The organism is Streptomyces sp. NPDC031274 (assembly GCF_055570235.1).
Genome location: NZ_JBVIHP010000033.1, coordinates 49,384 through 73,115, shown reverse-complemented (window position 1 = coordinate 73,115; position 23,732 = coordinate 49,384). Strand labels below are relative to the sequence as shown.

Sequence of the window (23,732 nt, the reverse complement as noted above, 5' to 3'; positions counted from 1 at the left end):
CCTCTTCGCTTTTTTTTGTTTTTCTCTTCTTTTTTTTTGTTTTCTGCCTGACGCCCAGGTGCAGGGCCCCCCCCCCGCGGGGGCCAAAAAAAAACCCCCCCCCCCCCGCGGGGGTGTCGTGGGCTGCGGGGTGGATCAGCCGGTGAACGTGCCGGACTCGACCGGCTTCCAGCCCTTGGTCGGGTCCTGGGTGGACTTCACCTGGTACACGGTGAGCTGCTTGTTGGTGGCGTCGCCGTACTTGTCGAAGGAGACCTTGCCGGTCACACCGTCGAACGAGACGCCCTGCATGGCCTCGACGATCTTGGCGCGAGCGTCGTCGGGCACCTTGCCGTCGTTGTCGTCGACGACCTTCTTGACCGCTTCGATGATCGCCCAGGCCGAGTCGTACGAGTAGCCGCCGTAGGCTTCGTAGGCCTCCTTGTAGCCGGCCTTCTTGTAGTTCGCGATGAACTCCTTGGCGGACGGGAGCTCTTCGACGGGCTGGCCGACCGAGGTGGCGTAGTCACCCTTGCCTTCCGCGCCCGCGAGCTTCACGAAGTCGGCGCTGTAGATGCCGTCGCCGCCGACGAGCGGGATCTTGGCTCCGGCCTTCTTCATCTGCTTGCTGAGCGGGCCTGCCGCGGGGTACTCGCCGCCGTAGTAGACGACGTCCGCGTCAGAGTTCTTGATCTTCGTGGCGACGGCGCCGAAGTCCTTGGTGTCCGGGTTCACGTGCTCGGTGCCCGCGACCTTGCCGCCGAGCTTGGTGAACTCGTCCTTGAAGGTGGCGGCGAGACCGGCACCGTAGGTCTTCTTGTCGTCGACGACGAAGACCTTCTTCTTCTTCGCCTTGTTGAACAGGTACTGCGCGGCGAACGGGCCCTGGATCGCGTCCGTGGTGGCCGTACGGAAGTAGGCCTTGTACGGGCGAACCTTCTTGCCGCCGTTCCAGTCCTGGCCCTGGGTCATGGCCGGGTTGGTGTTGGCGGGGGAGACCTGGACGAGCTTCGCGTCGTCGAAGACCTTCTGCATCGACTCGCCGACGGAGGAGTTCAGGGGGCCGACGGCGCCGAGGATGTCCTTGTTGGCGACGAACTTGGTCGCGTTGGTCTGGCCCGACGCGGGCTGTCCCTGGTCGTCGGCGGACTCCACCTTGAAGGTGATGCCGTCGACGTACTTCTTCGCGTTGGCCTGCTTGGCGGCGAGATCCACGGAGTTGCGGATACCGAGGCCCAGCGCGGACAGGTCGCCGGTCAGTGGCGCGTCGACGCCGATGACCACGGTGGTGCCGCCGCCCCCGGCATCGTCCTTGTCCTTGTCGTCGCGTGAGCCACAGGCGGTGAGGGTGAGTGCCCCCGCGGTGAGTGCAGCGGTGATGGCTATGAGCGAACGTTGACGCACGATCAGTCCTTTCCCCTGGCACGGCCGTCCCCTGTTGGGTGGCCGAGTCGAGCGCAGAAACCGAACTGACAGGAATCCGGTGGGCGCGGTGACTGGCCGTGACTCTAAGGGGCGCTTTGTTCCTGGTGGAGTAGTCCGGGCAAAGGTGTGACGCTCTTGTTATGCCACGGAGTATTCCGCGCTGGAACTCAGGGGGTGGTTGGGGCGGAATGCGCCATCTTCGGCGTATCCCGCATGGTGAGAACTTGCAGGACTGTCAGGGTGTTTCACTCATGACATCAGTGTTCGGAGGGCATGCGGCTGTCAGGGCCCCGGAAAGATCTTTGGCGTACGCCGAGCCGAGGATGAAGCTCTGTATCTGCATTGCGCGCGCATTACGCAGTGTTACGTTCAGGAAAGGGAGTCCGGCATTCCGCTGCACTTTTCCGCATTCGCGAATGTGCATCGTGATGCGTGCCGTACGAGGGCTTCCCGTTTTCACTGTGAATGGGGTATGGGGGGTGGCGGTGACCGATAGGGCTGTCGTCGGCTGGGCGATCCGTCTGACGGACGCCGGCGGCCCCGAGTACTGGCCGATGCTGACGGCGAAGCTGAACGTGCGGTCACCGGCCTTGGGGTGCGTCATCTCGCCCCTGTACGTCACGGACACGGTCTGCGACGGATAGAGCGGCGGTGGTGGCTCCGGGGGGCGGGGGCGGGTCAGGTAGAGGCTGACTCCGGCCGCCCCGACGGCCGCGGCCGTGGCGAGGGCCAGGGCGGCGCGGCGGTGACGGGCGAGGAGCGTGCGGGGGCGTACGGGGGGTGCGGCTGCCTGATCCGCTGCGTCGGTGTCGGTGCTGGTGTCGCCGGTGTCGTAGGTGTTGTCGCCCGGCTCGATCGGGCCGATGGCGTTCACACCCACGGCCCGCCGCTCGGCTCACCGTGGCGGTAGCGCTTCTCGCACCGCTCGTGGGCCTTGCGGGCGATCAACTTCCGTCCCGCGGCGGCTCCGTGGCGCTCGCGCTCGGCGCGGGCCAGGTCGAGGGTGTCCCGAAGGATCGTGTACTGCCCGTTGGAGAGGCCCATCGACTGGTAGTCGCCGTAGGTCTCCTTGCCCGAGTCGTAGATCTGCCGTCCCCACCTGGTGATCAGGGCCGTGCAGAGGTCCTCGGGGGATGTGGTGGCGGGCGAGGATTCAGGGGAGTCGGCGGAAGGCGGGCTCCCGCATCCGGTGGCGGCGAGGAGGGTGGCGAAGGCGAGCGCACAGAGCGGTTTGTGGTGCCTCATGCACAGACGCTAGACCGGAGCCGCATGCTCCGACAATGCGTGGGGCGCGCCTGATCCCGTGGGGGAACTCCTGATCCTGTGGGGGCGCGCCGCCCTCAACCGCCTTATCCGGCAGAGCCGTTGGTCTCCATGTCACGCAGCAGGCAGGTCAGCCGTGCGGTGCACACCCGCTTGTCCTGCTCGTCGGTGATGACGATCTCGTACGTCGCCGTCGAGCGGCCCCGGTGTACGGGCGTCGCCACGCCGGTGACCAGGCCCGAACGCGCGCCCCGGTGGTGCGTGCAGTTCAGGTCGACGCCGACGGCGAGCTTCTTGCTCCCGCCGTGCAGCATCGAGCCGACCGACCCGAGGGTCTCGGCGAGGACGGCGGAGGCGCCGCCGTGCAGCAGGCCGTACGGCTGGGTGTTGCCCTCGACCGGCATGGTGCCGACGACGCGGTCCGCGGAGGCCTCGACGATCTGGACGCCCATGCGGGTGCCGAGGTCGCCCGCGGAGAAGAGGGCGGGCAGGTCGACGCCGAGCGCCGCGTACTCGTCGATGACCTCTTGCGGGAACTTCACGCTGTGCTGCTCGCCCATGGGGCCCTGCTCCGTCCGTCGTCCTCACCTGACGCTGAGCGAACGCTCAGTCGGTTCCCGATTGTTCCAGGCGGACGACGACGGACTTGCTGGCGGGGGTGTTGCTCGTGTCGGCCGTCGCGTCCAGCGGGATCAGGACGTTCGTCTCCGGGTAGTACGCCGCCGCGCAGCCCCGGGCCGTCGGATAGTGCACGATCCGGAAGCCGGGCGCGCGCCGCTCGACGCCGTCCTTCCACTCGCTGACGAGGTCGGCGTACGACCCTTCGGCGAGGCCGAGGTCGCGGGCGTCATCGGGGTTGACCATGACGACCCGACGGCCGTTCTTGATGCCGCGGTAGCGGTCGTCGAGGCCGTAGATCGTGGTGTTGTACTGATCGTGGGAGCGCAGCGTCTGCAGGAGCAGCCGTCCCTCCGGCAGGTCGGGGAACTCGACGGGGGCCGCCGTGAAGTTCGCCTTGCCGGTGGCCGTGGGGAAGCGGCGCTCGTCGCGCGGGGCGTGCGGCAGGGCGAAGCCCGCGGGGTCGGCCACCCTGACGTTGAAGTCCTCGAAGCCGGGGATCACGCGCGCGATGCGGTCACGCACCGTGGCGTAGTCCTTCTCGAACTCCTCCCAGGGCGTGGCCGATCCGGGACCGAGGACGCGGCGGGCGAGGCGGCACACGATGGCCGGTTCGGAGAGCAGGTGCGGGCTCGCGGGCTCCAGACGGCCGCGCGAGGCGTGCACCATGCCCATGGAGTCCTCGACGGTCACGAACTGCTCTGTGCCTTTCCCCTCCGGGCCGCCCTGGAGGTCCCGCTCGGTGCGGCCGAGCGTCGGCAGGATCAGCGCCCGCGCGCCCGTGACGGCGTGCGAGCGGTTCAGCTTCGTCGACACGTGGACGGTCAGGCGGGCCTTGCGCATCGCCGCCTCCGTCACCTGGGTGTCGGGCGACGCCGCGACGAAATTGCCGCCCATCGCGAAGAAGACCTTCGCCTTGCCGTCCCGCAGCGCCTCGATCGCGCGGACGACGTCCAGGCCGTGCTCGCGCGGCGGCGCGAAGCCGAACTCCTTCTCCAGGGCGTCGAGGAAGGCGGGGGCGGGCCGCTCGAAGATGCCCATCGTGCGGTCGCCCTGCACGTTCGAGTGCCCGCGCACCGGGCACACGCCCGCGCCGGGGCGGCCGATGTTGCCGCGCAGCAGAAGGAAGTTGACGACCTCGCGGATGGTCGGCACGGCGTGCTTGTGCTGGGTCAGGCCCATCGCCCAGCACACGACGGTGCGCTCGGAGGCGAGGACCATGGCGAGGGCTTCCTCGATGTGCTCGCGGGGGAGGCCGGTCGCGGCGAGGGTCTCGTCCCAGTCGGCGCGGCGCGCGGCCTCGGTGAACTCCTCGTACCCATGGGTGTGCTCGCGGACGAACTCCTCGTCGACCGCGCCCTCCGTGTCGAGGATGAGCTTGTTCAGGAGACGGAACAGGGCCTGGTCGCCGCCGAGGCGGATCTGCAGGAAGAGGTCGGTGAGGGCGGTGCCCTTGAGCATGCCCTGCGGGGTCTGCGGATTCTTGAAGCGCTCCAGGCCTGCCTCGGGCAGCGGATTGACCGTGATGATCTTCGCGCCGTTGTTCTTCGCCTTCTCCAGGGCGGAGAGCATGCGCGGATGGTTCGTGCCCGGGTTCTGCCCCGCGACGATGATCAGATCCGACTTGTACAGGTCCTCAAGGAGGACGCTGCCCTTGCCGACCCCGATGGTCTCCGTGAGGGCGGAGCCGGACGACTCATGGCACATGTTCGAACAGTCGGGCAGATTGTTCGTGCCCAGCTCGCGGGCGAACAGCTGGTACAGGAACGCCGCTTCGTTGCTGGTGCGGCCCGAGGTGTAGTAGACGGACTCGTCCGGGCTGTCCAGCGCGGCCAGTTCCTCGCCGATGATGTCGAAGGCCCGCTCCCAGGAGACGGGTTCATAGCGCTCGGCGCCCTCCGCCAGATACATCGGGTGGGTGAGGCGGCCCTGCTGACCCAGCCAGTACCCACTGCGGGTGGCGAGGTCGGTCACGGGGTGCGCGGCGAAGAAGTCGGGGGTGACGCGGCGCAGGGTGGCTTCCTCGGCGACCGCCTTCGCGCCGTTCTCGCAGAACTCCGCCTTGTGCCGGTGCTCCGGCTCGGGCCAGGCGCAGCCGGGGCAGTCGAAGCCGTCCTTCTGATTGACCCGCAGCAGGGTCAGCGCCGTGCGGCGCACCCCCATCTGCTGCTGGGCGATGCGCAGCGTGTGCCCGATGGCGGGAAGGCCCGCCGCGGCGTGCTGCACCTCGGCGACCTGCGGTGCGTCCTGGACCGGATCACCCTTGGGCGACTTCCTTGCCATGGTCGGCTCCCCTTCGAGCACGTGCGTGAGGTACGTCTCCGATCCTCCCACGCGGCAGTGACAGCGCGGCCGCGGGTGAGGGTTGGGCCTGAGTGTCAGTGGGGCGTGGCAGGATCGGGGACGTGGCAGAAAAAGCAGCGAAGAAGAAGTCCGAGACCGCGACGAAGCCGAGTGGCGAGCAGCGTCCGCGCCTGCTCCTCATGGACGGGCACTCCCTGGCCTACCGGGCGTTCTTCGCGCTGCCCGCGGAGAACTTCACGACCGCGACGGGCCAGCCGACGAACGCGATCTACGGCTTCGCGTCGATGCTGGCGAACACACTGCGCGACGAGGCGCCCACGCACTTCGCGGTGGCCTTCGACGTCTCGCGCAAGACGTGGCGCTCCTCGGAGTTCCCCGAGTACAAGGCGAACCGCTCCAAGACCCCGGACGAGTTCAAGGGTCAGGTCGAGCTGATCGGCGAGGTGCTCGACGCGATGCACGCGGTGCGGTTCGCGGTGGACGGCTTCGAGGCGGACGACGTCATCGCCACGCTCGCCACCCAGGCGGAGGCGGCCGGCTTCGACGTCCTGATCGTCACCGGCGACCGCGACTCCTTTCAGCTGATCACCGACCACGTGACGGTGCTGTATCCCACGAAGGGCGTCTCCGAGCTGACGCGCTTCACACCGGAGAAGGTCGAGGAGAAGTACGGCCTCACGCCCAGCCAGTACCCCGACTTCGCGGCCCTGCGCGGCGACCCGTCGGACAACCTCCCCGGCATCCCCGGCGTCGGCGAGAAGACCGCCGCGAAGTGGATCAACCAGTTCGGTTCCTTCGCGGACCTCGTCGAGCGCGCCGAAGAGGTCAAGGGCAAGGCCGGGCAGAACTTCCGCGACCACCTGGACGCCGTGAAGCTGAACCGCCGCCTCACGGAGATGGTGCGCGACGTCGAGCTGCCCAAGGCGGTCACCGACCTGGAGCGCGCTCCGTACGACCGCACGGCCCTCGCCCTCGTCCTGGACACCCTGGAGATCCGCAACCCCTCGCTGCGCGAGCGTCTCCTGGCCGTCGACCCCGGCGCCGAGGAGGCAGAGGAGACCCCGGCCGAGCCCGGCGTCGAGCTGGACGGCACGGTGATCGGCGCGGGCGAGCTCGGCCCGTGGCTCGCCGAGCACGGCAAGGCCGTCCTGGGCGTGGCCACGGTCGACACCTGGCAGCTCGGCACGGGCTCGGTGACCGAGGTCGCCCTCGCGGCGGCCGGGGGAGCCGCGGCCTGGTTCGACCCCTCGCGCCTGGACGAGGCCGACGAGAACGCCTTCGCGGCCTGGATCGCCGACCCGAAGAAGCCCAAGGTCCTGCACAACGCCAAGGCCACGATGCGGGTCTTCCCGGAGCACGGCTGGACCGTGGACGGCGTCGGCATGGACACGGCGCTCGCCGCGTACCTGGTCAAGCCGGGCCGCCGCTCCTTCGCCCTGGACGCCCTCTCCCTGGAGTACCTGGGCCGGGAGCTGGCGCCCGCGTCCGCCCCCGAAGGACAGCTCGCCTTCGGTACGGAAGAGGAGGACGACCAGGCCGAGGCCGACGCACTGATGTCGCAGGCCCGCACGATCCTCGACCTGGGCACGGCCTTCGGCGAGAAGCTGAAGGAGGTCGGCGCGGGCAATCTCCTGACGGACATCGAACTGCCGACGTCCACCCTCCTTGCCAGCCTGGAGCGGCACGGCATCGCGGCGGACCGCGCCCATCTGGAGGCGATGGAGCAGCAGTTCGCCGGCGCGGTGCAGCAGGCGGTGAAGGAGGCGCACGAGGCGGCGGGCCACGAGTTCAACCTCGGCTCGCCCAAGCAGCTCCAGGAAGTCCTCTTCGGCGAGCTGAACCTCCCCAAGACGAAGAAGACCAAGACCGGCTACACCACGGACGCGGACGCCCTGGCCTGGCTCGCGGCCCAGACCGAGAACGAACTGCCGGTCATCATGTTGCGCCACCGCGAGCAGGCGAAGCTGCGCGTCACGGTCGAGGGCCTGATCAAGGCGATCGCCGCGGACGGCCGCATCCACACGACGTTCAACCAGACGGTCGCGGCGACGGGCCGTCTGTCCTCCACCGAACCGAACCTGCAGAACATCCCGGTCCGCACGGACGAGGGCCGGGCGATCCGCCGCGGCTTCGTGGTCGGCGAGGGCTTCGAGTCCCTGATGACGGCGGACTACAGCCAGATCGAACTGCGCGTGATGGCCCACCTCTCCGAGGACGAGGGCCTCCTGGAGGCGTTCGCGTCGGGTGAGGACCTGCACACGACCGTGGCGTCCCAGGTGTTCGGCGTGGAGGGCTCCGCCGTCGACGCCGAGATGCGCCGCAAGATCAAGGCCATGTCGTACGGCCTCGCGTACGGCCTCTCCGCGTTCGGCCTCTCCCAGCAGCTGAACATCGATGCGGGCGAGGCCCGTGCGCTGATGGACACGTACTTCGAGCGTTTCGGCGGCGTCCGCGACTATCTGCGCCGAGCCGTCGACGAGGCCCGCGCGACGGGCTACACGGAGACGATGCTGGGCCGCCGCCGGTATCTTCCCGACCTCAACAGCGACAACCGCCAGCGCCGTGAGATGGCCGAGCGGATGGCCCTGAACGCGCCCATCCAGGGCACGGCCGCGGACATCGTCAAGATCGCCATGCTGAACGTGCACCGTGCCCTGACGGAGGCGAAGCTCGACTCCCGGATGCTGCTCCAGGTCCACGACGAAATCGTCCTGGAGATCGCGCCGGGCGAGCGCGCCAAGGTGGAGGAGATCGTCCGCCACGAAATGGCGGGCGCGGCGTCGCTGCGGGCTCCGTTGGACGTGTCGGTGGGGGTCGGGGCGGACTGGGAGTCGGCGGCGCACTGACCGCGTCGGGCTTGAGCGGCGTTCCTTGGCGCACCGTTATCACCGGCTTCGCCGAGTTCGTCCTCAATCGCCGGACGGGCTGAAGATCTCAGCCCGTCCGGCGATTCAGGGGGAGAGCCCCCCGGCGTCCTCACCCACGTGGCCCCCGCCCCCGAGCCCCGCGGAGGCGCCCCGGCCACGATGACCGCATGGCTCTTCACCTGCGAAAGTACCGAATAGCGATAGCCACGGCACTGGTCACCACCCTCCTCTCCCCGATACCCGCAACCGCCGCCCAGGCGGGCACAGCGCAACGCGCGGCATCCTGCACGGCCCGCAACGCCCCCGCCCTCGCCGCCCAGCTCTCCCGCGACATCCGCGCCGTCCTGGCGGCCCGGCGGGGCACCGTCTCCGTGGCCGTCCACGACCCCGCCACCGGCGTGAGCTGCACCCTCGGCAGCAGCCACCGCTACGACACCGCCAGCATCGCCAAGGTCATGATCATGGAGGCCACCCTCCGCCGCGCACAGGACTGGGGCCGCGGACTCACCGCCTGGGAGCGCCGCAAGATCCGCCCCATGATCACCCGCTCGGACAACACAGCGGCCCGGCGCCTCTTCGACGACCTGGGCCGGCCCTACATCACCCGCTATCTGGGCCGTGCGGGCACCACCGCCACCACGCTCAACCCGTACGGCCTCTTTGGCCTGACCCGCACCTCCGCGGCCGACCAGCTCAAACTCCTCGGCGTCCTCACCGGGGCCAGGACCCGCGCCCTGCTGAGCGCGAGCTCACGCGCGTACGGACTGAAGCAGCTGAACGAGGTGCGGCGCGACCAGCGCTGGGGAGTGCCCGCCGGAATGCCGCGCGGTACCAGGGCCTACCTCAAGAACGGCTGGCTGCCCCGGTCCACGCACGGCTGGCGGGTACACAGCATCGGAGCGTTCACCGGACCGTCCACAGCGAAGGGGGCAGCGAAGGCGACAGAGAAAGACAAGGCGACGACGGAGACGGCGGCTGAGCCGACAACGAGGGCCCGCAACCGTGCCTACCGCATCGTCGTCCTCTCACACGACAATCCCACGATGAAGTACGGAGTCCGTACGATCGAACGCGTTGCCCAGGCCGTGCACCGCGCGCTCAACAAGGGCCGCTCCGCGGGCCAGGAGCTCACCCCGGAGAGCGAGATCAGCGAAGTGTCCGACGGCTCGGCACCGTACGACGCCTCGGCCGAGGGGTCCGAGGACGCCCCTCCCGAGGCCCCGACCGAACGGAGCACGGCCAACCGGTGAAAATCGGGCACGAACGGGTGTCTGGGCGCCGGAAGTTGTCGTAGTGTCGCCTGAGTCGGCCCGCTGGGGAGCACAACGGAAAACACCACAGAGCGGGTGGCGGCACGCACAGTCGTCCAGGGGAGGGGTCCACAGTCATGGCGGCGGTATTCGGCAGGCGGATGCGCAGGGGAGCGGTGACCACCGCGGTGGCCGCGGCGGCGGTGGCGGCGCTCGCGGCGTCCCAGGCCCCGGGCGTGACGGACGTCCCTCGCGACGAGCGGGCGGGGGCGTCCGAAGCCACGCAGCCACCCGAGGACTCCGCGACCGGCAACTCCCCCTACTACACCGACCTGCCGCCCCTGAAGACCCCGGTCCCGCCGACCGGAGCGCCTGACGGCGGTGACGAGGAAACCGAATCGGAGATCCCGGCCACCGTCCTCGACGCGTACAAGAAGGCCGAGGCGTCCCTGGCCACCTCCAAGCCCGGCTGCAATCTCCCCTGGCAGCTGCTCGCCGCGATAGGCAAGGTCGAGTCGGGCCAGGCGCGTGGCGGTCGCGTGGACGCGAACGGCACGACGATCGCACCGATCCTCGGCCCTGTTCTCAACGGCAACGGCTTCGCGAAGATCACCGACACCGACGACGGCGCGTACGACAGCGACAAGACGCACGACCGCGCGGTCGGCCCCATGCAGTTCATCCCCTCGACGTGGGACACCTGGGCGAAGGACGGCAACGCGGACGGCAAGACGGACCCGAACAACATCTACGACGCCGCGCTCGCCGCGGGAAGCTATCTCTGCGCGAGCGACCGCGACCTGTCCGTCGAGGCCGATCTGCACAAGGCGATCCTCAGCTACAACCACTCGACGGACTACCTGAACACGGTCCTGACATGGCTGGAGCACTACCGCAAGGGCGTCAGCGAGATCCCCGACGGCACGGGCGACCTGCCGGGCGACCGCAGCGACGGCAACAGCCCGGGCGCGAGCCCGAGCCCGTCGCTCACGCCCACGCCCCCGGCGTCCGGTTCGCCCTCGCGGAAGCCGTCCGCCCCCGGCACCCACAAGCCCGACAAGTCGTCCAAGCCGTCCAAGCCCGGCAACGGCGGCGGCAGCCCGTCCAAGCCGCCGAGCAACGGCGGCGGCTCTCAGAGCCCCGACCCCTCCACTCCCGCACCCTCGCCCACCGACCGGGTCGCGAGCCTGGAGAACGCCGGTACCGGCAAGCTCTCCGCGACGGCGGGCGACGCCTTCGCCGAGCACGTCGCGGTGCGCACGGAGTCCGCGTCGGGCTCGGGTGTGGGCAAGGTCAAGGTGAAGTTCTCGATCGTCGGTGACACCGACGCGCGCTTCCCGGGCGGCGCCACCAGCGCGACCGTCACCACGAGCGCCTCGGGCAAGGCCACCGCCCCGGCGCTCGGGGCGGGTGAGAAGACGGGCGAGTTCACGGTCCGGGCCAAGGTCGTCGGCCGCTCGCTGCCCGGCCTCGACTACACGGCGACGGTCACCGCGCGCCAGGCCGACAAGCTGGCCAGGACCAGCGACAAGGCGCTGATCTGCGAGCCGGGCAAGGAGTTCGCCGACCAGGTCGAGGTCAAGGCGACGTACGAGGGAGAGGCCGCCGACCGTGTCGCGGCCACCGCGACCATGATCAAGTCGGCGGCCGACGCCACGGCCAACGACAAGGGGCCGTACTTCAAGGACGCGGACGGCAAGCCGGTCCGCACCCTCAAGGCCCTGAAGACCGACGCGAACGGCGTGCTCAAGCTCCCCAAGATGTACGCGGACGACGCCGCGGGCACGTACCTGCTCCGCATCACCACCGCGGGCGGCGCGACGCTCACGGTCGAACTGAAGGTGGCGGCGCCCGCGGCCTAGCCGCACCCACGTCCCGCGTCCCGCACGCACGTACCGCACACAACGCCCCTGCGCCCGCCCGGCGCAGGGGCGTTCGTGTGTGTGCAACGTGTTCTCATCTGGCCGCCGCGTTGCTACGGTGCCCCAGCCCTGACGACCTGTCAGTTCATGGTCTGTGTCCATCAAGGGACATCAAGGGCCATCAGGGTCCATCGACGTCCATCAGTGTTGATCAATGCTCACCAGTGTTCATCAGTGTCAGCAGTTTTCCCGCCTCGGGAGGATCCGCATGCGCGCTCTCATCGCCGCCGCGACCGGTCTTGCCGTCGCCCTCGCCCTGGTCCTCACGATCACGGCGATGGGGGCCCCGCCCGGCGAGACATCGCCCGAGCCCCTGCTCACCACCGTCCCCAAGCACCCGTAGGGAGGGCCGCCGCGATGCGCCGCAAGGCCAGCCTGATCCTGCTCGCCTTCGCCGTGTTCTTCACGGCGATGTCCCCGCTCATGCGCTGGTACGCCTTCCCGCGCCTCGCCAAGATCCCGCCGAGCCAGTACCAGGAGGCGGTCCTCGAGGCGAAGAACCCGACGCTCATCGACTACGGCTCGATGAAGGCCAAGAAGATCGACAAGGTCACCATCGTGCAGACCCTCAAGGGCAACGTGGAGGCCTCGGAGAAGATCGAGAAGACCGATGAGGACTCCTCCCGCGACGTCGTCGTCTGGGACGCCCTCTCCTACGTACAGGACGGGGACGGAAAGATGGTCTCCAAGGTCCCCGAGCGCTACATCTTCGACGCGCACAGCCAGGAACCGGTGCACGCGACCGGCGAGATGGTCGACGGGGACCCGGTCAAGCGTCAGGGCATCGAGTTCAAGTGGCCCTTCCTGACCGAGAAGCGGGACTACGAGTACTTCGACGCACAGGCCCGCGTCACCAAGCCCATCCACTACAAGGGCACGCAGACGTTCCGCGGCGTGGAGGTCTACTACTTCGAGCAGACCATCCCCTGGACCAAGGTGCCCTTCCCCAAGACCATGCCGGTCAAGGGCATCACTCCGGAGTCCCTCGCCAAGACCGGCACCACGCGCTGGTACACCACCGTCCGCAAGTTCTGGGTCGACCCCACCACCGGGGCTCCCGTCTACGGCGAGGAGATCCAGAAGAACGAGCTGCGCGGCGGCACGCTCCTGGGCGGCCGGGACAAGGTCACCGTCTTCGCAGGCCACGTGAAGATGCGCGAGGACTACATCAAGGACACCGTCGCCCTGGTGAAGTCCCAGCGCGTCCTTGTCCTCCTCCTGACGTCCTATCTCCCCTGGGGTTTCCTGGGCCTCGGCCTGCTTCTGCTCGCCCTCTCCCTCTGGCTCGAGGCCCGCAGCCGCAGGCCCGGTGACCCGCAACCCACTCAGGCGCCCGAGCCCGAACCGGTCAACGCCTGAGCCGCGCGTTGGTGAAGCGCGTCGGCTGGGCCGCCGCCGGGTCCTCCGGCCACGGATGCTTCGGATACCGCCCGCGCAGCTCGGCCCGCACGGCCCGGTAGCCGTCGCGCCAGAAGGAGGCGAGATCGGCGGTGACGGCGGCCGGGCGTCCGGCAGGGGACAGCAGATGCACGAGGACGGGCACGCCGCCGTCCGCGACGCGAGGCGTCTGGGCGAGCCCGAACATCTCCTGCAACTTCACGGCGAGCACGGGCTGTTCGGGGTCGGAGTAGTCGATCCGGATCCTGGACCCACTGGGCACCGCCACCCGCTCCGGGGCGAGCGCGTCGAGGCGGGTGGCTTCGCCGGTCGCCCACGGCAGAAGCCGGTTCAGCGCCTGCCCCGCGTCGATGCGCCGCAGGTCCGCCCGGCGCCGCGCCTTCGAGAGCTCGGGCTCCAACCACTCGTCCACGCGCGCGTGCAGGGCGCTTTCGGACACGTCGGGCCAGGGAGCCCCGAGATGCCGGTGCAGAAAAGCGAGCCGCTCCCTCAGCTCCCGGGCGCCCTGGGACCAGTGCAGCAGCGCGGTCCCTTCTTCCCCGAGCCCCGCCAGCAGCCCTTCTCGTACGAGTCCGGGGGCGGGCTTCCTCAGGGGCCGCACCGCAAGCTCCACGGCCCCCAGGCGCTCGACGTGCCGCGCGACGAGATCCCCGTCGGCCCAGGCGACCTCGTCCCCCTCGCTGTACAGGGACGCGGCCGCGCTCCGGGCGACGTCCCCGTCGATGTGCCCGCCGAGCAGCACGCGCGCGTGCCCGGCGCCCACCGGCCGGTCGGCCACGGCCACGGTGATCCACTCCGCGCCGGTCAGCGCGGACCCCGTCCGCACCTCGGCCCGGGTCCCGTTCACCATGAGATACGACCCGTCCCCACGCCCCCGGGCGACCCGCTCGGGGAAGGCGAGCGCGGCAACGAGCCCGGCGACGTGCTCGTCCCCGGCTCCGGAGTTCCGCGCGGGCGCCGAAGCCGCCGCTGCCGGCGTATCGGCTCCCGGCGCCGACGCCCCCGCCGCAGCGGTCAGGCGCCGCACCTCCGTGCGCCACCGTGCCGCGTACCCGTCCCCGCCCCGCCGGGCAGCGCGCCACGCCGCCGCGAGGTCGTCCCCGTACTCACGCGGCGGCTCCTCGCTGAGGAGGGCCACCACTTCCGCCGCACGGCGCGCCCCCACGAGGGGAACCGCGTCGAGCAGGGCCCGCGCCAGACGGGGGTGAAGGCCGACCCGCGCCATCCGCGAGCCTCGCTCCGTGACCCGCCCCGACTCCGGGGACACCGCCCCCACCGCCGCCAGGACGCCCCGAGCCGCCGCCATCGCCCCACCCGGCGGCGGATCGAGCAGGGCGAGCCCGGAGGCGTCAGGATCGCCCCAGCAGGCCGTCTGCAAGGCGAACGCGGCAAGGTCGGCCAGCTTGATCTCCGGCGCCGGAAAGCGCGGCAGGCGGGCGTCCTCGGCCTCCGCCCAGCACCGGTACACGGCGCCCGGCGCCTCACGTCCCGCGCGGCCCGCCCGCTGCCGGCCCGCCGCCTGCGAAGCCCGTACCGTCGTCAGCGCGCTCAGGCCGCGCGCGTGGTCGACCCGTGGCTCACGCGCGAGACCCGCGTCGACCACGACTCGCACCCCGGGCACCGTCAGGGACGACTCCGCCACCGACGTCGCGAGGACCACCCGCCGCTCGCCTCCCGCCGAGCCCGCGAGCACCGCGTCCTGCACCGCGGCGGGCGCACGCCCGTGCACCTGCAGAACCTCCGCGGACGCGTCCCCCAGCTGTCCCGCCACGCGCGCGATCTCACCGACCCCGGGCAGGAAGCACAGGACGTCCCCGTCCCGTTCGGCCAGCGCTCGCCGCACCACCGCCGCCACATGCGTGAGCAGCGCCGGATCCACCCGCATCCCGTGCGGCGGCCGTACCGGACGTACGGGCGGCGCCCAGAGCACCTCGACCGGATACGAGGTGCCCCGCGCCTCCACCACGGGAGCGTCCCCGAGGATCCGCGACCACCCCTGCGCGTCCGTCGTCGCGGACGCGGCCACCAGGCGCAACTCGGGGCGCAGCGCGGCCCGTACGTCGACCAGGAACGCCGCCACGGTGTCGGCGTCGAGATGCCGCTCGTGGCACTCGTCGATGATCACCACGTCGACACCGGTCAACTCCTGGTCCCGCTGCAGCCGCTGCAACAGGACGCCGGTCGTCACGACCTCCACGCGCGCGTGCCTGCCCACCACACGCTCACCGCGCACCGTGTACCCGACGCTCTCCCCGACCTTCTCGCCGAGCAGCCACGCCATCCGCCGCGCGGCGGCCCGAGCGGCGATGCGCCGGGGCTCCGCGACCACCACACGACGTACCGGCGCGTCCCCGAGGAGCCCCGCGAGCGCCAGCGGCACCAACGTCGTCTTGCCCGTACCGGGAGGCGCGCACAGCACGGCGCTGCCCGGCCCCTCCAGAGCGGAGCGCAGCGCGGGCAGCGCGCTGCTTACGGGCAGGTCCAGGGCTTCGTTACGGAGACGGATCACGCACTCAGTCTCGTACGCAGACGAAGATCGCCGACCCCGGGATCAGATTCCCGCGCAACGGGGACCAGCCGCCCCACTCCTGGGTGTTCCACGCGGGCCACTCCGGCTCCACCAGATCGACGAGCCGGAAACCGCCGGCCACCACGTCCCGCACCCGGTCGCCGATCGTCCGGTGGTGCTCCACGTAGACGGCGTTCCCCTCTTCGTCCTGCTCCACATAAGGAGTGCGGTCGAAGTACGAGGCCGCGACCGAGAGACCCTCGGGGCCCGGCTCGTCGGGGAAGGCCCAGCGCATCGGGTGCGTCACCGAGAACACGAAGCGGCCGCCGGGCCGCAGCACGCGGTGCACGTCCTTGAGGACCCGCACCGGGTCGGCGATGAACGGCAGGGCCCCGTACGCCGAGCACGCGAGGTCGAAGCTGCCGTCGGCGAACGGCAGTGCCCCCGCGTCCGCCTCCACCAGCGGCACCCCGCCGCCGATCCGCAGCGCGTGCTGCAACTGCCGGTGGGAGATGTCGAGGGCGACCGGGCGCGCGCCCTGCGCTGCGAGCCAGCGCGAGCACTGCGCCGCACCCGCGCCGATCTCCAGGACGTCCTTGCCCTCCAGCTCCTCGGGCGGACCGAGGAGCTCGGCCTCCACCTCGTCGAGTCCTTCGGGACCCCACACGAACCGGTCGTCACCCAGGAAGGTGCCGTGCTCGATCTGGTAGTCGTCCGCGTTCCTGTCCCACCAGCCGCGATTGGCGCGACTGCTCTCCGTGAAATCGGCCGCGCGGCGGGTGGCCTCGGGCTCGGGCGTCTCGGGCAGCTCGGACTCTTGGATGATCGGCTCCATCGTCGTACTCTTCCGTCTGGCTTGTCACGGATCGTCGCAGCGGGGCAGTGGTGGGACGGTGGCGGGGTCGGCCGGAATGCGTCGCGACAGGGCGCGGTGCGGCCCGTGTGGCCTCATGCGACAGCATTTGTGCCGGGTATGCGGCGATCCGCCCCGGGTGTGCGCCTTCGCGCATTGACCCTGTCCGGCTGCCCCCGTATGCTACAAGTTGCGCTGCGAGCCTGCCTTCCTCAGACCTAGCAGGATGCGCTCGCATCTGTTGCACGCCCCCTCGGTTGTCGAGGCGCCTTTCCGTTTCTTCGGAAACTCTGGAATCGGCGCTTCCAAGGCTGTCCGGGCTCCTCAGTGCGAAATCGGTTCCGGCGCTAGCAGTACCTACGACTCACTGTCCGTACCGGAGCCCTTACCCACATGACGAGCAGCACCGAGACCACCGCTTCCACCACCCCGCAGGTAGCGGTCAACGACATCGGTAACGAGGAAGCCTTCCTCGCCGCGATCGACGAGACGATCAAGTACTTCAACGACGGCGACATCGTCGACGGCGTCATCGTGAAGGTCGACCGGGACGAGGTCCTGCTCGACATCGGTTACAAGACCGAAGGCGTCATCCCGTCTCGCGAGCTTTCCATCAAGCACGACGTCGACCCCAATGAGGTCGTCGCCGTGGGCGATGAGATCGAGGCCCTGGTTCTCCAGAAGGAGGACAAGGAAGGCCGTCTGATCCTGTCCAAGAAGCGCGCTCAGTACGAGCGTGCCTGGGGCACGATCGAGAAGATCAAGGAAGAAGACGGCATCGTCACCGGTACCGTCATCGAGGTCGTCAAGGGTGGTCTCATCCTCGACATCGGCCTCCGTGGCTTCCTGCCGGCTTCCCTCGTCGAGATGCGCCGCGTCCGCGACCTCCAGCCCTACGTGGGCAAGGAGCTCGAAGCCAAGATCATCGAGCTGGACAAGAACCGCAACAACGTGGTCCTGTCCCGCCGTGCCTGGCTCGAGCAGACCCAGAGCGAGGTCCGCCAGACCTTCCTCACGACCCTGCAGAAGGGCCAGGTCCGCTCCGGCGTCGTTTCCTCGATCGTCAACTTCGGTGCGTTCGTGGACCTCGGTGGCGTCGACGGTCTCGTGCACGTCTCCGAGCTTTCCTGGAAGCACATCGACCACCCCTCCGAGGTTGTCGAGGTCGGCCAGGAAGTCACCGTCGAGGTTCTCGACGTGGACATGGACCGCGAGCGCGTGTCCCTGTCGCTCAAGGCGACGCAGGAAGACCCGTGGCAGCAGTTCGCCCGTACGCACCAGATCGGGCAGGTTGTTCCCGGCAAGGTCACCAAGCTCGTTCCGTTCGGTGCGTTCGTGCGCGTCGACGAGGGCATCGAGGGTCTGGTCCACATCTCCGAGCTGGCCGAGCGCCACGTGGAGATCCCGGAGCAGGTCGTCCAGGTCAACGACGAGATCTTCGTCAAGGTCATCGACATCGACCTCGAGCGTCGCCGCATCAGCCTCTCGCTGAAGCAGGCGAACGAGGCCTTCGGCGCCGACCCGTCGGTCGTCGAGTTCGACCCGACCCTGTACGGCATGGCCGCGTCGTACGACGACCAGGGCAACTACATCTACCCCGAGGGCTTCGACCCCGAGACCAACGACTGGCTCGAGGGCTTCGAGTCGCAGCGTGAGGTCTGGGAGACCCAGTACGCCGAGGCGCAGACGCGCTTCGAGCAGCACCAGGCTCAGGTCATCAAGTCCCGCGAGGCGGACGCCCAGGCCGAGGCGGAGGGCGCTGCGGCTCCCGCTTCCTCGACCGGTACTCCGGCTGCCGGTGGCAGCGGCGGTGGCGGCGGCGGCGGCGGTTCGTACTCCTCGGAGTCGGACGACAACTCCGGCGCCCTGGCGTCGGACGAGGCGCTTGCCGCTCTGCGCGAGAAGCTTGCCGGCGGTCAGAGCTGACCGCGCGTCGCTCTCTCTAGGCGGTAGCTGAACGCTGCGGGCCCGCATCTCTTCGGAGGTGCGGGCCCGTTGTTCTGTTTCGGGTGCGGGTGCGGGTGCGGGTGCGGTGGGGGCTGGTCGCGCGGTTCCCCTGAGGGCTCGTCCCTTCGGGACGGTGCCCTTACGGAGTCACCGTGATGTTCGTCAGGCCCTTGCCGCCCGTCACCGTGTTGCTCGCGTACACCGTCGTCCTGCAACTGCCGCTGAAGTTGGTCACGTTGATCGCCAGCTGCTTGTCGCCCGTCGAGCCGCTCAGGTCGGACCTGTTGCCGCGGAAGACCGTGCCGCAGCCCCAGCCCGACTGCTGGCTGTGGGTCTCGTAGCCGCTGTTCGTGGTGTTCTTGCCGGTGTTGTTCTCGATGACGTAGTTGTTGCCCTTCACGTCGATCCACGAGTCGTCGTAGTTGTTGCCGGTCAGGCCCTTGCCGTCGAAGGTGTTGCCGGAGACCTTGCCGCCGGTGGTGCCCTCCTTGAGGTCGACGGCCTCACCGCCCACGTCGGGGCCGATCGTGTTGTTCAGTACCTGTACGTTGTCGCTCTTGTCGGAGAGCGTGTTGGCGCTGCCCACGTAGACGCCCTCGCCCATACCGCGGTCGTCGTTCCCGGTGTCGTAGATCTTCGAGCCCTTGATGACGCCGTCGGTGCTCGACTTCCGGAAGTGCACGCCCTCCATGTCGAGGCCGTGGACCGTGACGGTGTCCACGACGACGCCCTTCGCGGAGTCGATCATGATGCCCTTCTGGCCGCCCGTGACGGTGACGCCCTTCACCGTCCAGTAGGAGGCGCCGTTCAGGTGCAGCCCGTATCCGCCGCCCGCCGTGAGCACGGCCTTCGAGGAGCCGGTCAGGGTGATGCGGGCGCCTGAGCTCGCGGCCGTACTCGTCTTGAAGTTCCCGGTGTACGTTCCGTCGGCGAGGTGGATCGTGTCGCCCGGGGAGGCGCTGGTGAGCGCGGACTTGAGCTCGGCCGCCGTGGAGACCTCGATGGTCCCGGCGGCCGTCGACACGGGGGAGGCGGTGGCCACGACGGCCAGGCTTCCGGTGGCGGCTGTCGCGGCGAGCGCGGAGATGAGCAGGGTGCGTCGGGTGCGCATGGGGGGTGACCCTCCGGTTCTTGTACATGAACACTGGGTGTGCATATGAACGTAGAGGTGGGTCATGTCCGCGTCAAGGTCTGGACCAGGCCGGGTGCGGGCGCCGTCCTGCCGCCGTGAACTCGGCGTCTGCCCATGGGTGTTGTAAGAAGCCGCTGTGAACGGATGCGGGAGGGAATGCCGACGCCGTTGCGGGCGTTCTGCTGTACGAGTCACGACGAAGAGGGCGAGGAGCGGTCACAGTGCTTGATCCGCAGGGTTTGTACGCATGGGAGCCGAAGGGCCTCGCTGTCGTCGACATGGCGCTCGCCCAGGAATCGGCCGGACTGGTCATGCTCTACCACTTCGACGGCTACATCGACGCGGGCGAGACCGGCGACCAGATCGTCGACCGGCTCACGGAGAGCCTGCCCGGTCAGGTGGTGGCGCGCTTCGACCACGACCGGCTCGTCGACTACCGCGCGCGCCGCCCGCTGCTCACGTTCCGGCGCGACCGCTGGACCGACTACGAGGTGCCCGCACTCGAAGTGCGGCTGCTCCAGGACGCCACGGGGGCGCCCTTCCTGCTGCTCTCCGGCCCCGAGCCGGACATCGAGTGGGAGCGTTTCGCGGCGGCGATCGAGCAGATCGTGGAGCGGCTCGGCGTACGCCTGGCGGTGAACTTCCACGGCATTCCCATGGGCGTGCCGCACACCCGCCCCGTGGGCCTCACCCCGCACGGCAACCGCACCGACCTGGTGCCGGGGCACCGCAGCCCCTTCGACGAGGCGCAGGTGCCCGGAAGCGCGGCGGCGCTCGCCGAGTACCGCCTCCTTGAAGCGGGCCACGACGTGCTCGGAGTCGCCGCGCACGTCCCGCACTACATCGCGCGCTCCCCGTACCCGGACGCCGCCCTGACCGTCCTGGAGGCGATCACCGCCGCGACGGGCCTCGTGCTGCCGAGCGTCGCGCACAGCCTGCGCACCGAGGCGCACCGCACCCAGACCGAGATCGACCGGCAGATCCAGGAGGGCGACGAGGAACTGGTCGCCCTCGTGCAGGGGCTTGAGCACCAGTACGACGCTGCTTCGGGTGCCGACGCGCGCGGCAACATGCTCGCGGAGCCCGTGGACATCCCGTCGGCCGACGAGATCGGCAAGGAGTTCGAGCGCTTCCTCGCGGAGCGTGAGGGCGACGCCTAGTCGGGACCGAGAGGGCGGGGCGGAACGTCACCCCCTAAGCTGCCGGTCATGCTGAAGGTGGGCCTGACCGGCGGTATCGGCGCCGGCAAGAGTGAAGTGTCTCGTCTCCTCGTCGCGTCCGGAGCCGTACTGATCGACGCCGACAGGATCGCGCGGGAAGTGGTGGAGCCGGGAACTCCGGGACTGGCGGATGTCGTTGAGGCCTTCGGCCAGGAGATCCTCGCTCCCGACGGTTCCCTCGACCGGCCGAAGCTCGGCTCGATCGTCTTCGCCGACCCGCAGAAGCTGGCCGTGCTGAACTCGATCGTGCACCCGCTGGTCGGCGCCCGCTCCGCGGAGCTGGAGGGCGCGGCCTCGCAGGACGCGGTGGTCGTCCACGACGTGCCCCTGCTCGCGGAGAACGGCCTGGCGCCGCTGTACGACCTGGTGGTCGTCGTCGACGCGAGCCCCGAGACCCAGCTGGAGCGTCTCGTGCGGCTGCGCGGCATGAGCGAGGAGGACGCCCGCGCGCGGATGGCCGCCCAGGCCACGCGCGAGAAGCGCCTGGAGATCGCCGACATCGTGATCGACAACGACGGCCCGCTGGAAGGTCTGCGACAGCGGGTCGGCGCCGTGTGGGCGGACCTCGCGGGGCGGGCGCGGGCGGCCTAGTGGAGCAGCGGGACAGCGGCCCGGCGGAATAGGCGTCGGAGTTGCGGGCGTTGAGACAGAGCAGCGAGGGAAGGAGTCACGCGTGCCCGAAATTACCCCGGAGACCCATGTCATCGACTTCCGTGCGGCGGAGCAGCTCCTTGCCGCGCGGGATCCACGAGGCGCGGTGAAGCTGCTCGATACGGTCATCGCGGCCCATCCCGAGAACACGGCGGCGCGGCTGCTGAGGGCCCGTGCCTTCTTCGCCGCAGCCCAACTGCGCGCCGCCGAGCTTGAGTTCAGCATCGTCCTGGAGCGCGAGCCGGACAACGCGTTCGCCCACTTCGCGCTCGCCCGCACCTACGAACGCGCGGCGCGGCCCGACCAGGCCCGGCGCCACTTCCGCCTCGCCGCGGCGCTCGACCCGCAGCCGGAGTATCTGGCGGCGGCACGCTTCGACGACGGCGACGCGGGCGCCGGGGGGTAGCCCCTGCCTGCTGGCCCCCGCCGACCGGCCCCTGAGGGTCAGCCCCTGAGGGTCAGCCGGTCCTCGGGGGTTCGTACGGTGGGGTCTCGCGGCCCGGCTGATAGTGCGGACCCTGGTGGATGTGGCGCAGGATCATCGCCATGTCGGCGGTGACGATCAGCCAGAGCGCGCCGCAGGCCACCGCCCAACCGGGGCGTCCCACGAGGGCGAAGGCGATGGTGCCGAACGTCGCCCAGATCAGGCCCCACACGCTGAACCAGAAGCGCATGCGCAGAGGACTGCGCGCGGTCACCGGCTCACTGCCTGTTCGCATCACGAGAGGTCATCTCCTCTCTGTCCGCCGCTGTTCGCGCGGCGCCTCCACCTGTCTCCGCCCATCTCCCTCTGTCTCCACCTTCCAGGATCCACCCGTGGGTGGTGGACCGGAAGGGCCGACGGCTTCAGGATCGTAGGTGTGCCGGTCATTGGTACGGGAGCATGGCTGGTTCTCGCTGTGGACCGTGCGGCCACGGGGAGAGGGGGGAACGGGTGTCCGGAGTGCTTCGTTGACGGGGCATGACTGCTGAGATGCGTGAGGGACACGAGGGGACGGGCCCTGGAGCGATCACGCCGGACGGCTGTGCGGTGGATCTGTACGCGCGGCTTTCCGTCGGGGACGAGCCGGACGTCATCGCCGGTGCGGTACCGGCAGGGGCGCACATTCTGGAGCTGGGCAGTGGCGTGGGACGGGTGACGCGTCCACTGCTCGAACGGGGGTTCCGGATCACTGCGGTGGACGAGTCCGCCGAGATGCTGGAGAAGGTCGCCGCGCTCGACGGGCGGGTGCGCACCATCCGGAGCCCGATCGAGAAGCTCGACCTGGGCGAGCGGTTCGAGGTGGTGATGCTCGCGTCGTTCCTGGTGCACGACGGCGACGCGTCGGTGCGACGCGGGATGCTGCGGGCCTGCCGGAGCCATGTGACGGACGACGGCTGCGTGCTGATCCAGCGGGAGGGCGCGGACTACCACACGAACCTGCCGAGAGAGCGTGTCGACCCCGGTGGGTACACGGTGCGAATCGTGTCGGCGGAGCCGGTGGGGGACGGGGTGAACGAGGTGCACGCGGAGTACGTCTTCCCGGACGCCGTATGGACCCAGACGTTCCGTGCCCGTCCGCTCACGAAGGAGCAGTTCGAGCAGGTGCTGGGGGAGGCGGGACTGAGGGTCGACAAGTACCTGACGGAGGACGGGATCTGGGTGAGGGCGGTGCCGGTTGGCTGACGTGGCTGCCGGAGGGGTCCGCTACCCCGGGCGGCCGCGCGGAGAGATGAGATGCCCCGCCGGGCGATGAGTTCCGCGGGGCGGGGCGGTCTATCACGGTGACAGCACAACAGCCCCTGCTCATCGAGGAGATCACCATGACCACGGCCGCCACCTCCGCCAGTGCCACCTCCGCCAGTGCCACCTCCGTCACCAGCGCTTCCACCGGCACCGGTACCGGTGGAAGCGCAGCCGGGCGCCGCCCCGTCCGCATCGTGCTGCGCACGATTCAGGTGGCGCTCGCCCTGTTCTTCGGCCTCGCCAGCGGGGTGCCGAAGCTGATCGCGCACCCCACGGCGGTCGAGGCCTTCGAGAGGCTCGGGTGGGGTGAGCCGGGGATGTACGTGATCGGTGCACTGGAGGTGCTCGGCGGGATCGCGCTGTTGATCCCGGTGCTCAGTTCCGTCGGCGCGACTGCCCTCATCGGGCTGATGATCGGTGCGTTCATCGTGAGCGTGACCGCGCTCGGCGGGGAGAACGCCGCCACGCCGCTCATCCTGATCCTGCCGCTGGCGTGGATCGCCTGGGCGCGGCGCGGGCAGACGACGGAGCTGATTCGCATCCTCCTGCGGCGGGGTGTGTGAGAGCGCGAAAGGCCGTGCAACGGGGTGGAGTTGTTCCGTCCCTGTGGTGGGGGGGGGGGGGGGGGAGGGGGGGGGGGGGGGTTGGCCCAGGGAAGGGGGAGGGGA

20 protein-coding genes are annotated in these 23,732 nt (G+C 69.9%); 11 read left to right on the top strand and 9 right to left on the bottom strand.

The window, feature by feature from the left end:
• Window positions 1–135 precede the first annotated feature (135 nt).
• The 5 genes from ACZ5CR_RS37825 to ACZ5CR_RS37805 form a co-directional block, all read right to left on the bottom strand.
• On the bottom strand, window positions 136–1,383 hold the full coding sequence (locus ACZ5CR_RS37825; protein ID WP_468866285.1) for a branched-chain amino acid ABC transporter substrate-binding protein: 1,248 nt from the start codon (window positions 1,381–1,383) through the stop codon (window positions 136–138).
• Window positions 1,384–1,639: 256 nt separating this feature from the next.
• Window positions 1,640–2,278, bottom strand: coding sequence for a Tat pathway signal sequence domain protein (locus ACZ5CR_RS37820; protein WP_468866284.1), 639 nt, complete (start codon window positions 2,276–2,278; stop codon window positions 1,640–1,642).
• A complete protein-coding gene (locus tag ACZ5CR_RS37815; RefSeq protein WP_468866282.1) occupies window positions 2,275–2,649 on the bottom strand; it encodes a hypothetical protein in 375 nt (124 codons plus the stop codon). Before ACZ5CR_RS37815 ends, ACZ5CR_RS37820 begins: the two co-directional genes overlap by 4 nt.
• Window positions 2,650–2,753: 104 nt before the next feature.
• Window positions 2,754–3,227, bottom strand: a complete 474-nt coding sequence (locus ACZ5CR_RS37810) for a PaaI family thioesterase (protein WP_468866280.1) — start codon at window positions 3,225–3,227, stop codon at window positions 2,754–2,756.
• A 46-nt stretch (window positions 3,228–3,273) separates the two neighbouring features.
• On the bottom strand, window positions 3,274–5,568 hold the full coding sequence (locus ACZ5CR_RS37805; protein ID WP_468866277.1) for an FdhF/YdeP family oxidoreductase: 2,295 nt from the start codon (window positions 5,566–5,568) through the stop codon (window positions 3,274–3,276).
• Between the two features lie 122 nt (window positions 5,569–5,690).
• On the opposite strand from ACZ5CR_RS37805, the gene polA reads away from it, so the two are divergent.
• The 5 genes from polA to pgfA all read left to right on the top strand — a co-directional run bounded on the left by polA (window position 5,691) and on the right by pgfA (window position 12,987).
• Window positions 5,691–8,435 carry a DNA polymerase I gene (polA, locus tag ACZ5CR_RS37800; RefSeq protein ID WP_468866275.1) on the top strand — a complete coding sequence of 915 codons (2,745 nt, stop codon included), beginning with the start codon at window positions 5,691–5,693 and terminating at the stop codon, window positions 8,433–8,435.
• A 188-nt stretch (window positions 8,436–8,623) separates the two neighbouring features.
• A complete protein-coding gene (locus tag ACZ5CR_RS37795) occupies window positions 8,624–9,706 on the top strand; it encodes a serine hydrolase (RefSeq protein ID WP_468866273.1) in 1,083 nt (360 codons plus the stop codon).
• Window positions 9,707–9,843: 137 nt separating this feature from the next.
• On the top strand, window positions 9,844–11,568 hold the full coding sequence (locus tag ACZ5CR_RS37790) for a lytic transglycosylase domain-containing protein (RefSeq protein ID WP_468866271.1): 1,725 nt from the start codon (window positions 9,844–9,846) through the stop codon (window positions 11,566–11,568).
• Between the two features lie 268 nt (window positions 11,569–11,836).
• Window positions 11,837–11,971, top strand: coding sequence for an SPW_0924 family protein (locus tag ACZ5CR_RS37785; RefSeq protein WP_160504431.1), 135 nt, complete (start codon window positions 11,837–11,839; stop codon window positions 11,969–11,971).
• 14 nt (window positions 11,972–11,985) lie between these two features.
• Window positions 11,986–12,987: a cell envelope lipid trafficking protein PgfA gene (gene pgfA, locus ACZ5CR_RS37780; RefSeq protein ID WP_468866269.1), complete on the top strand. Its 1,002-nt coding sequence runs from the start codon at window positions 11,986–11,988 to the stop codon at window positions 12,985–12,987.
• Here pgfA and hrpB read toward each other — a convergent pair.
• A complete protein-coding gene (hrpB, locus tag ACZ5CR_RS37775) occupies window positions 12,977–15,535 on the bottom strand; it encodes an ATP-dependent helicase HrpB (protein ID WP_468866267.1) in 2,559 nt (852 codons plus the stop codon). The two genes, pgfA and hrpB, sit on opposite strands and share 11 nt — an antisense overlap.
• A 4-nt stretch (window positions 15,536–15,539) precedes the next feature.
• Entirely contained in the window at window positions 15,540–16,370 is an 831-nt protein-coding gene (locus ACZ5CR_RS37770) for a class I SAM-dependent methyltransferase (RefSeq protein WP_468866264.1), read from the bottom strand.
• A gap of 411 nt (window positions 16,371–16,781) precedes the next feature.
• Here ACZ5CR_RS37770 and rpsA point away from each other — a divergent pair, with 411 nt between their 5' ends.
• Window positions 16,782–18,314 (top strand): 30S ribosomal protein S1, encoded by a 1,533-nt coding sequence (gene rpsA, locus ACZ5CR_RS37765; RefSeq protein WP_468866262.1) that lies wholly within the window; start codon window positions 16,782–16,784, stop codon window positions 18,312–18,314.
• Between the two features lie 160 nt (window positions 18,315–18,474).
• Here rpsA and ACZ5CR_RS37760 read toward each other — a convergent pair whose 3' ends face one another.
• Complete coding sequence (locus ACZ5CR_RS37760; protein ID WP_468866260.1) at window positions 18,475–19,446, bottom strand: right-handed parallel beta-helix repeat-containing protein; 972 nt, start codon at window positions 19,444–19,446, stop codon at window positions 18,475–18,477.
• A gap of 242 nt (window positions 19,447–19,688) precedes the next feature.
• Here ACZ5CR_RS37760 and ACZ5CR_RS37755 point away from each other — a divergent pair, with 242 nt between their 5' ends.
• The 3 genes from ACZ5CR_RS37755 (at window position 19,689) to ACZ5CR_RS37745 (ending at window position 21,744) form a co-directional block, all read left to right on the top strand.
• Window positions 19,689–20,627 carry a proteasome assembly chaperone family protein gene (locus ACZ5CR_RS37755; RefSeq protein WP_468866258.1) on the top strand — a complete coding sequence of 313 codons (939 nt, stop codon included), beginning with the start codon at window positions 19,689–19,691 and terminating at the stop codon, window positions 20,625–20,627.
• A 48-nt stretch (window positions 20,628–20,675) separates the two neighbouring features.
• Window positions 20,676–21,278, top strand: coding sequence for a dephospho-CoA kinase (gene coaE, locus ACZ5CR_RS37750; RefSeq protein WP_468866255.1), 603 nt, complete (start codon window positions 20,676–20,678; stop codon window positions 21,276–21,278).
• An 82-nt stretch (window positions 21,279–21,360) separates the two neighbouring features.
• Window positions 21,361–21,744, top strand: a complete 384-nt coding sequence (locus ACZ5CR_RS37745) for a tetratricopeptide repeat protein (protein WP_389914597.1) — start codon at window positions 21,361–21,363, stop codon at window positions 21,742–21,744.
• A gap of 52 nt (window positions 21,745–21,796) precedes the next feature.
• Here ACZ5CR_RS37745 and ACZ5CR_RS37740 read toward each other — a convergent pair whose 3' ends face one another.
• Window positions 21,797–22,057 carry a DUF6343 family protein gene (locus ACZ5CR_RS37740; RefSeq protein ID WP_468866252.1) on the bottom strand — a complete coding sequence of 87 codons (261 nt, stop codon included), beginning with the start codon at window positions 22,055–22,057 and terminating at the stop codon, window positions 21,797–21,799.
• A gap of 242 nt (window positions 22,058–22,299) precedes the next feature.
• On the opposite strand from ACZ5CR_RS37740, the gene ACZ5CR_RS37735 reads away from it, so the two are divergent.
• Window positions 22,300–23,004, top strand: coding sequence for a class I SAM-dependent methyltransferase (locus ACZ5CR_RS37735; protein ID WP_468866249.1), 705 nt, complete (start codon window positions 22,300–22,302; stop codon window positions 23,002–23,004).
• 137 nt (window positions 23,005–23,141) lie between these two features.
• The gene (locus ACZ5CR_RS37730; protein WP_468866247.1) at window positions 23,142–23,627 is read left to right on the top strand and encodes a DoxX family protein; all 486 of its coding nucleotides are present in this window, start codon (window positions 23,142–23,144) and stop codon (window positions 23,625–23,627) included.
• The last annotated feature ends 105 nt before the right edge of the window (window positions 23,628–23,732 follow it).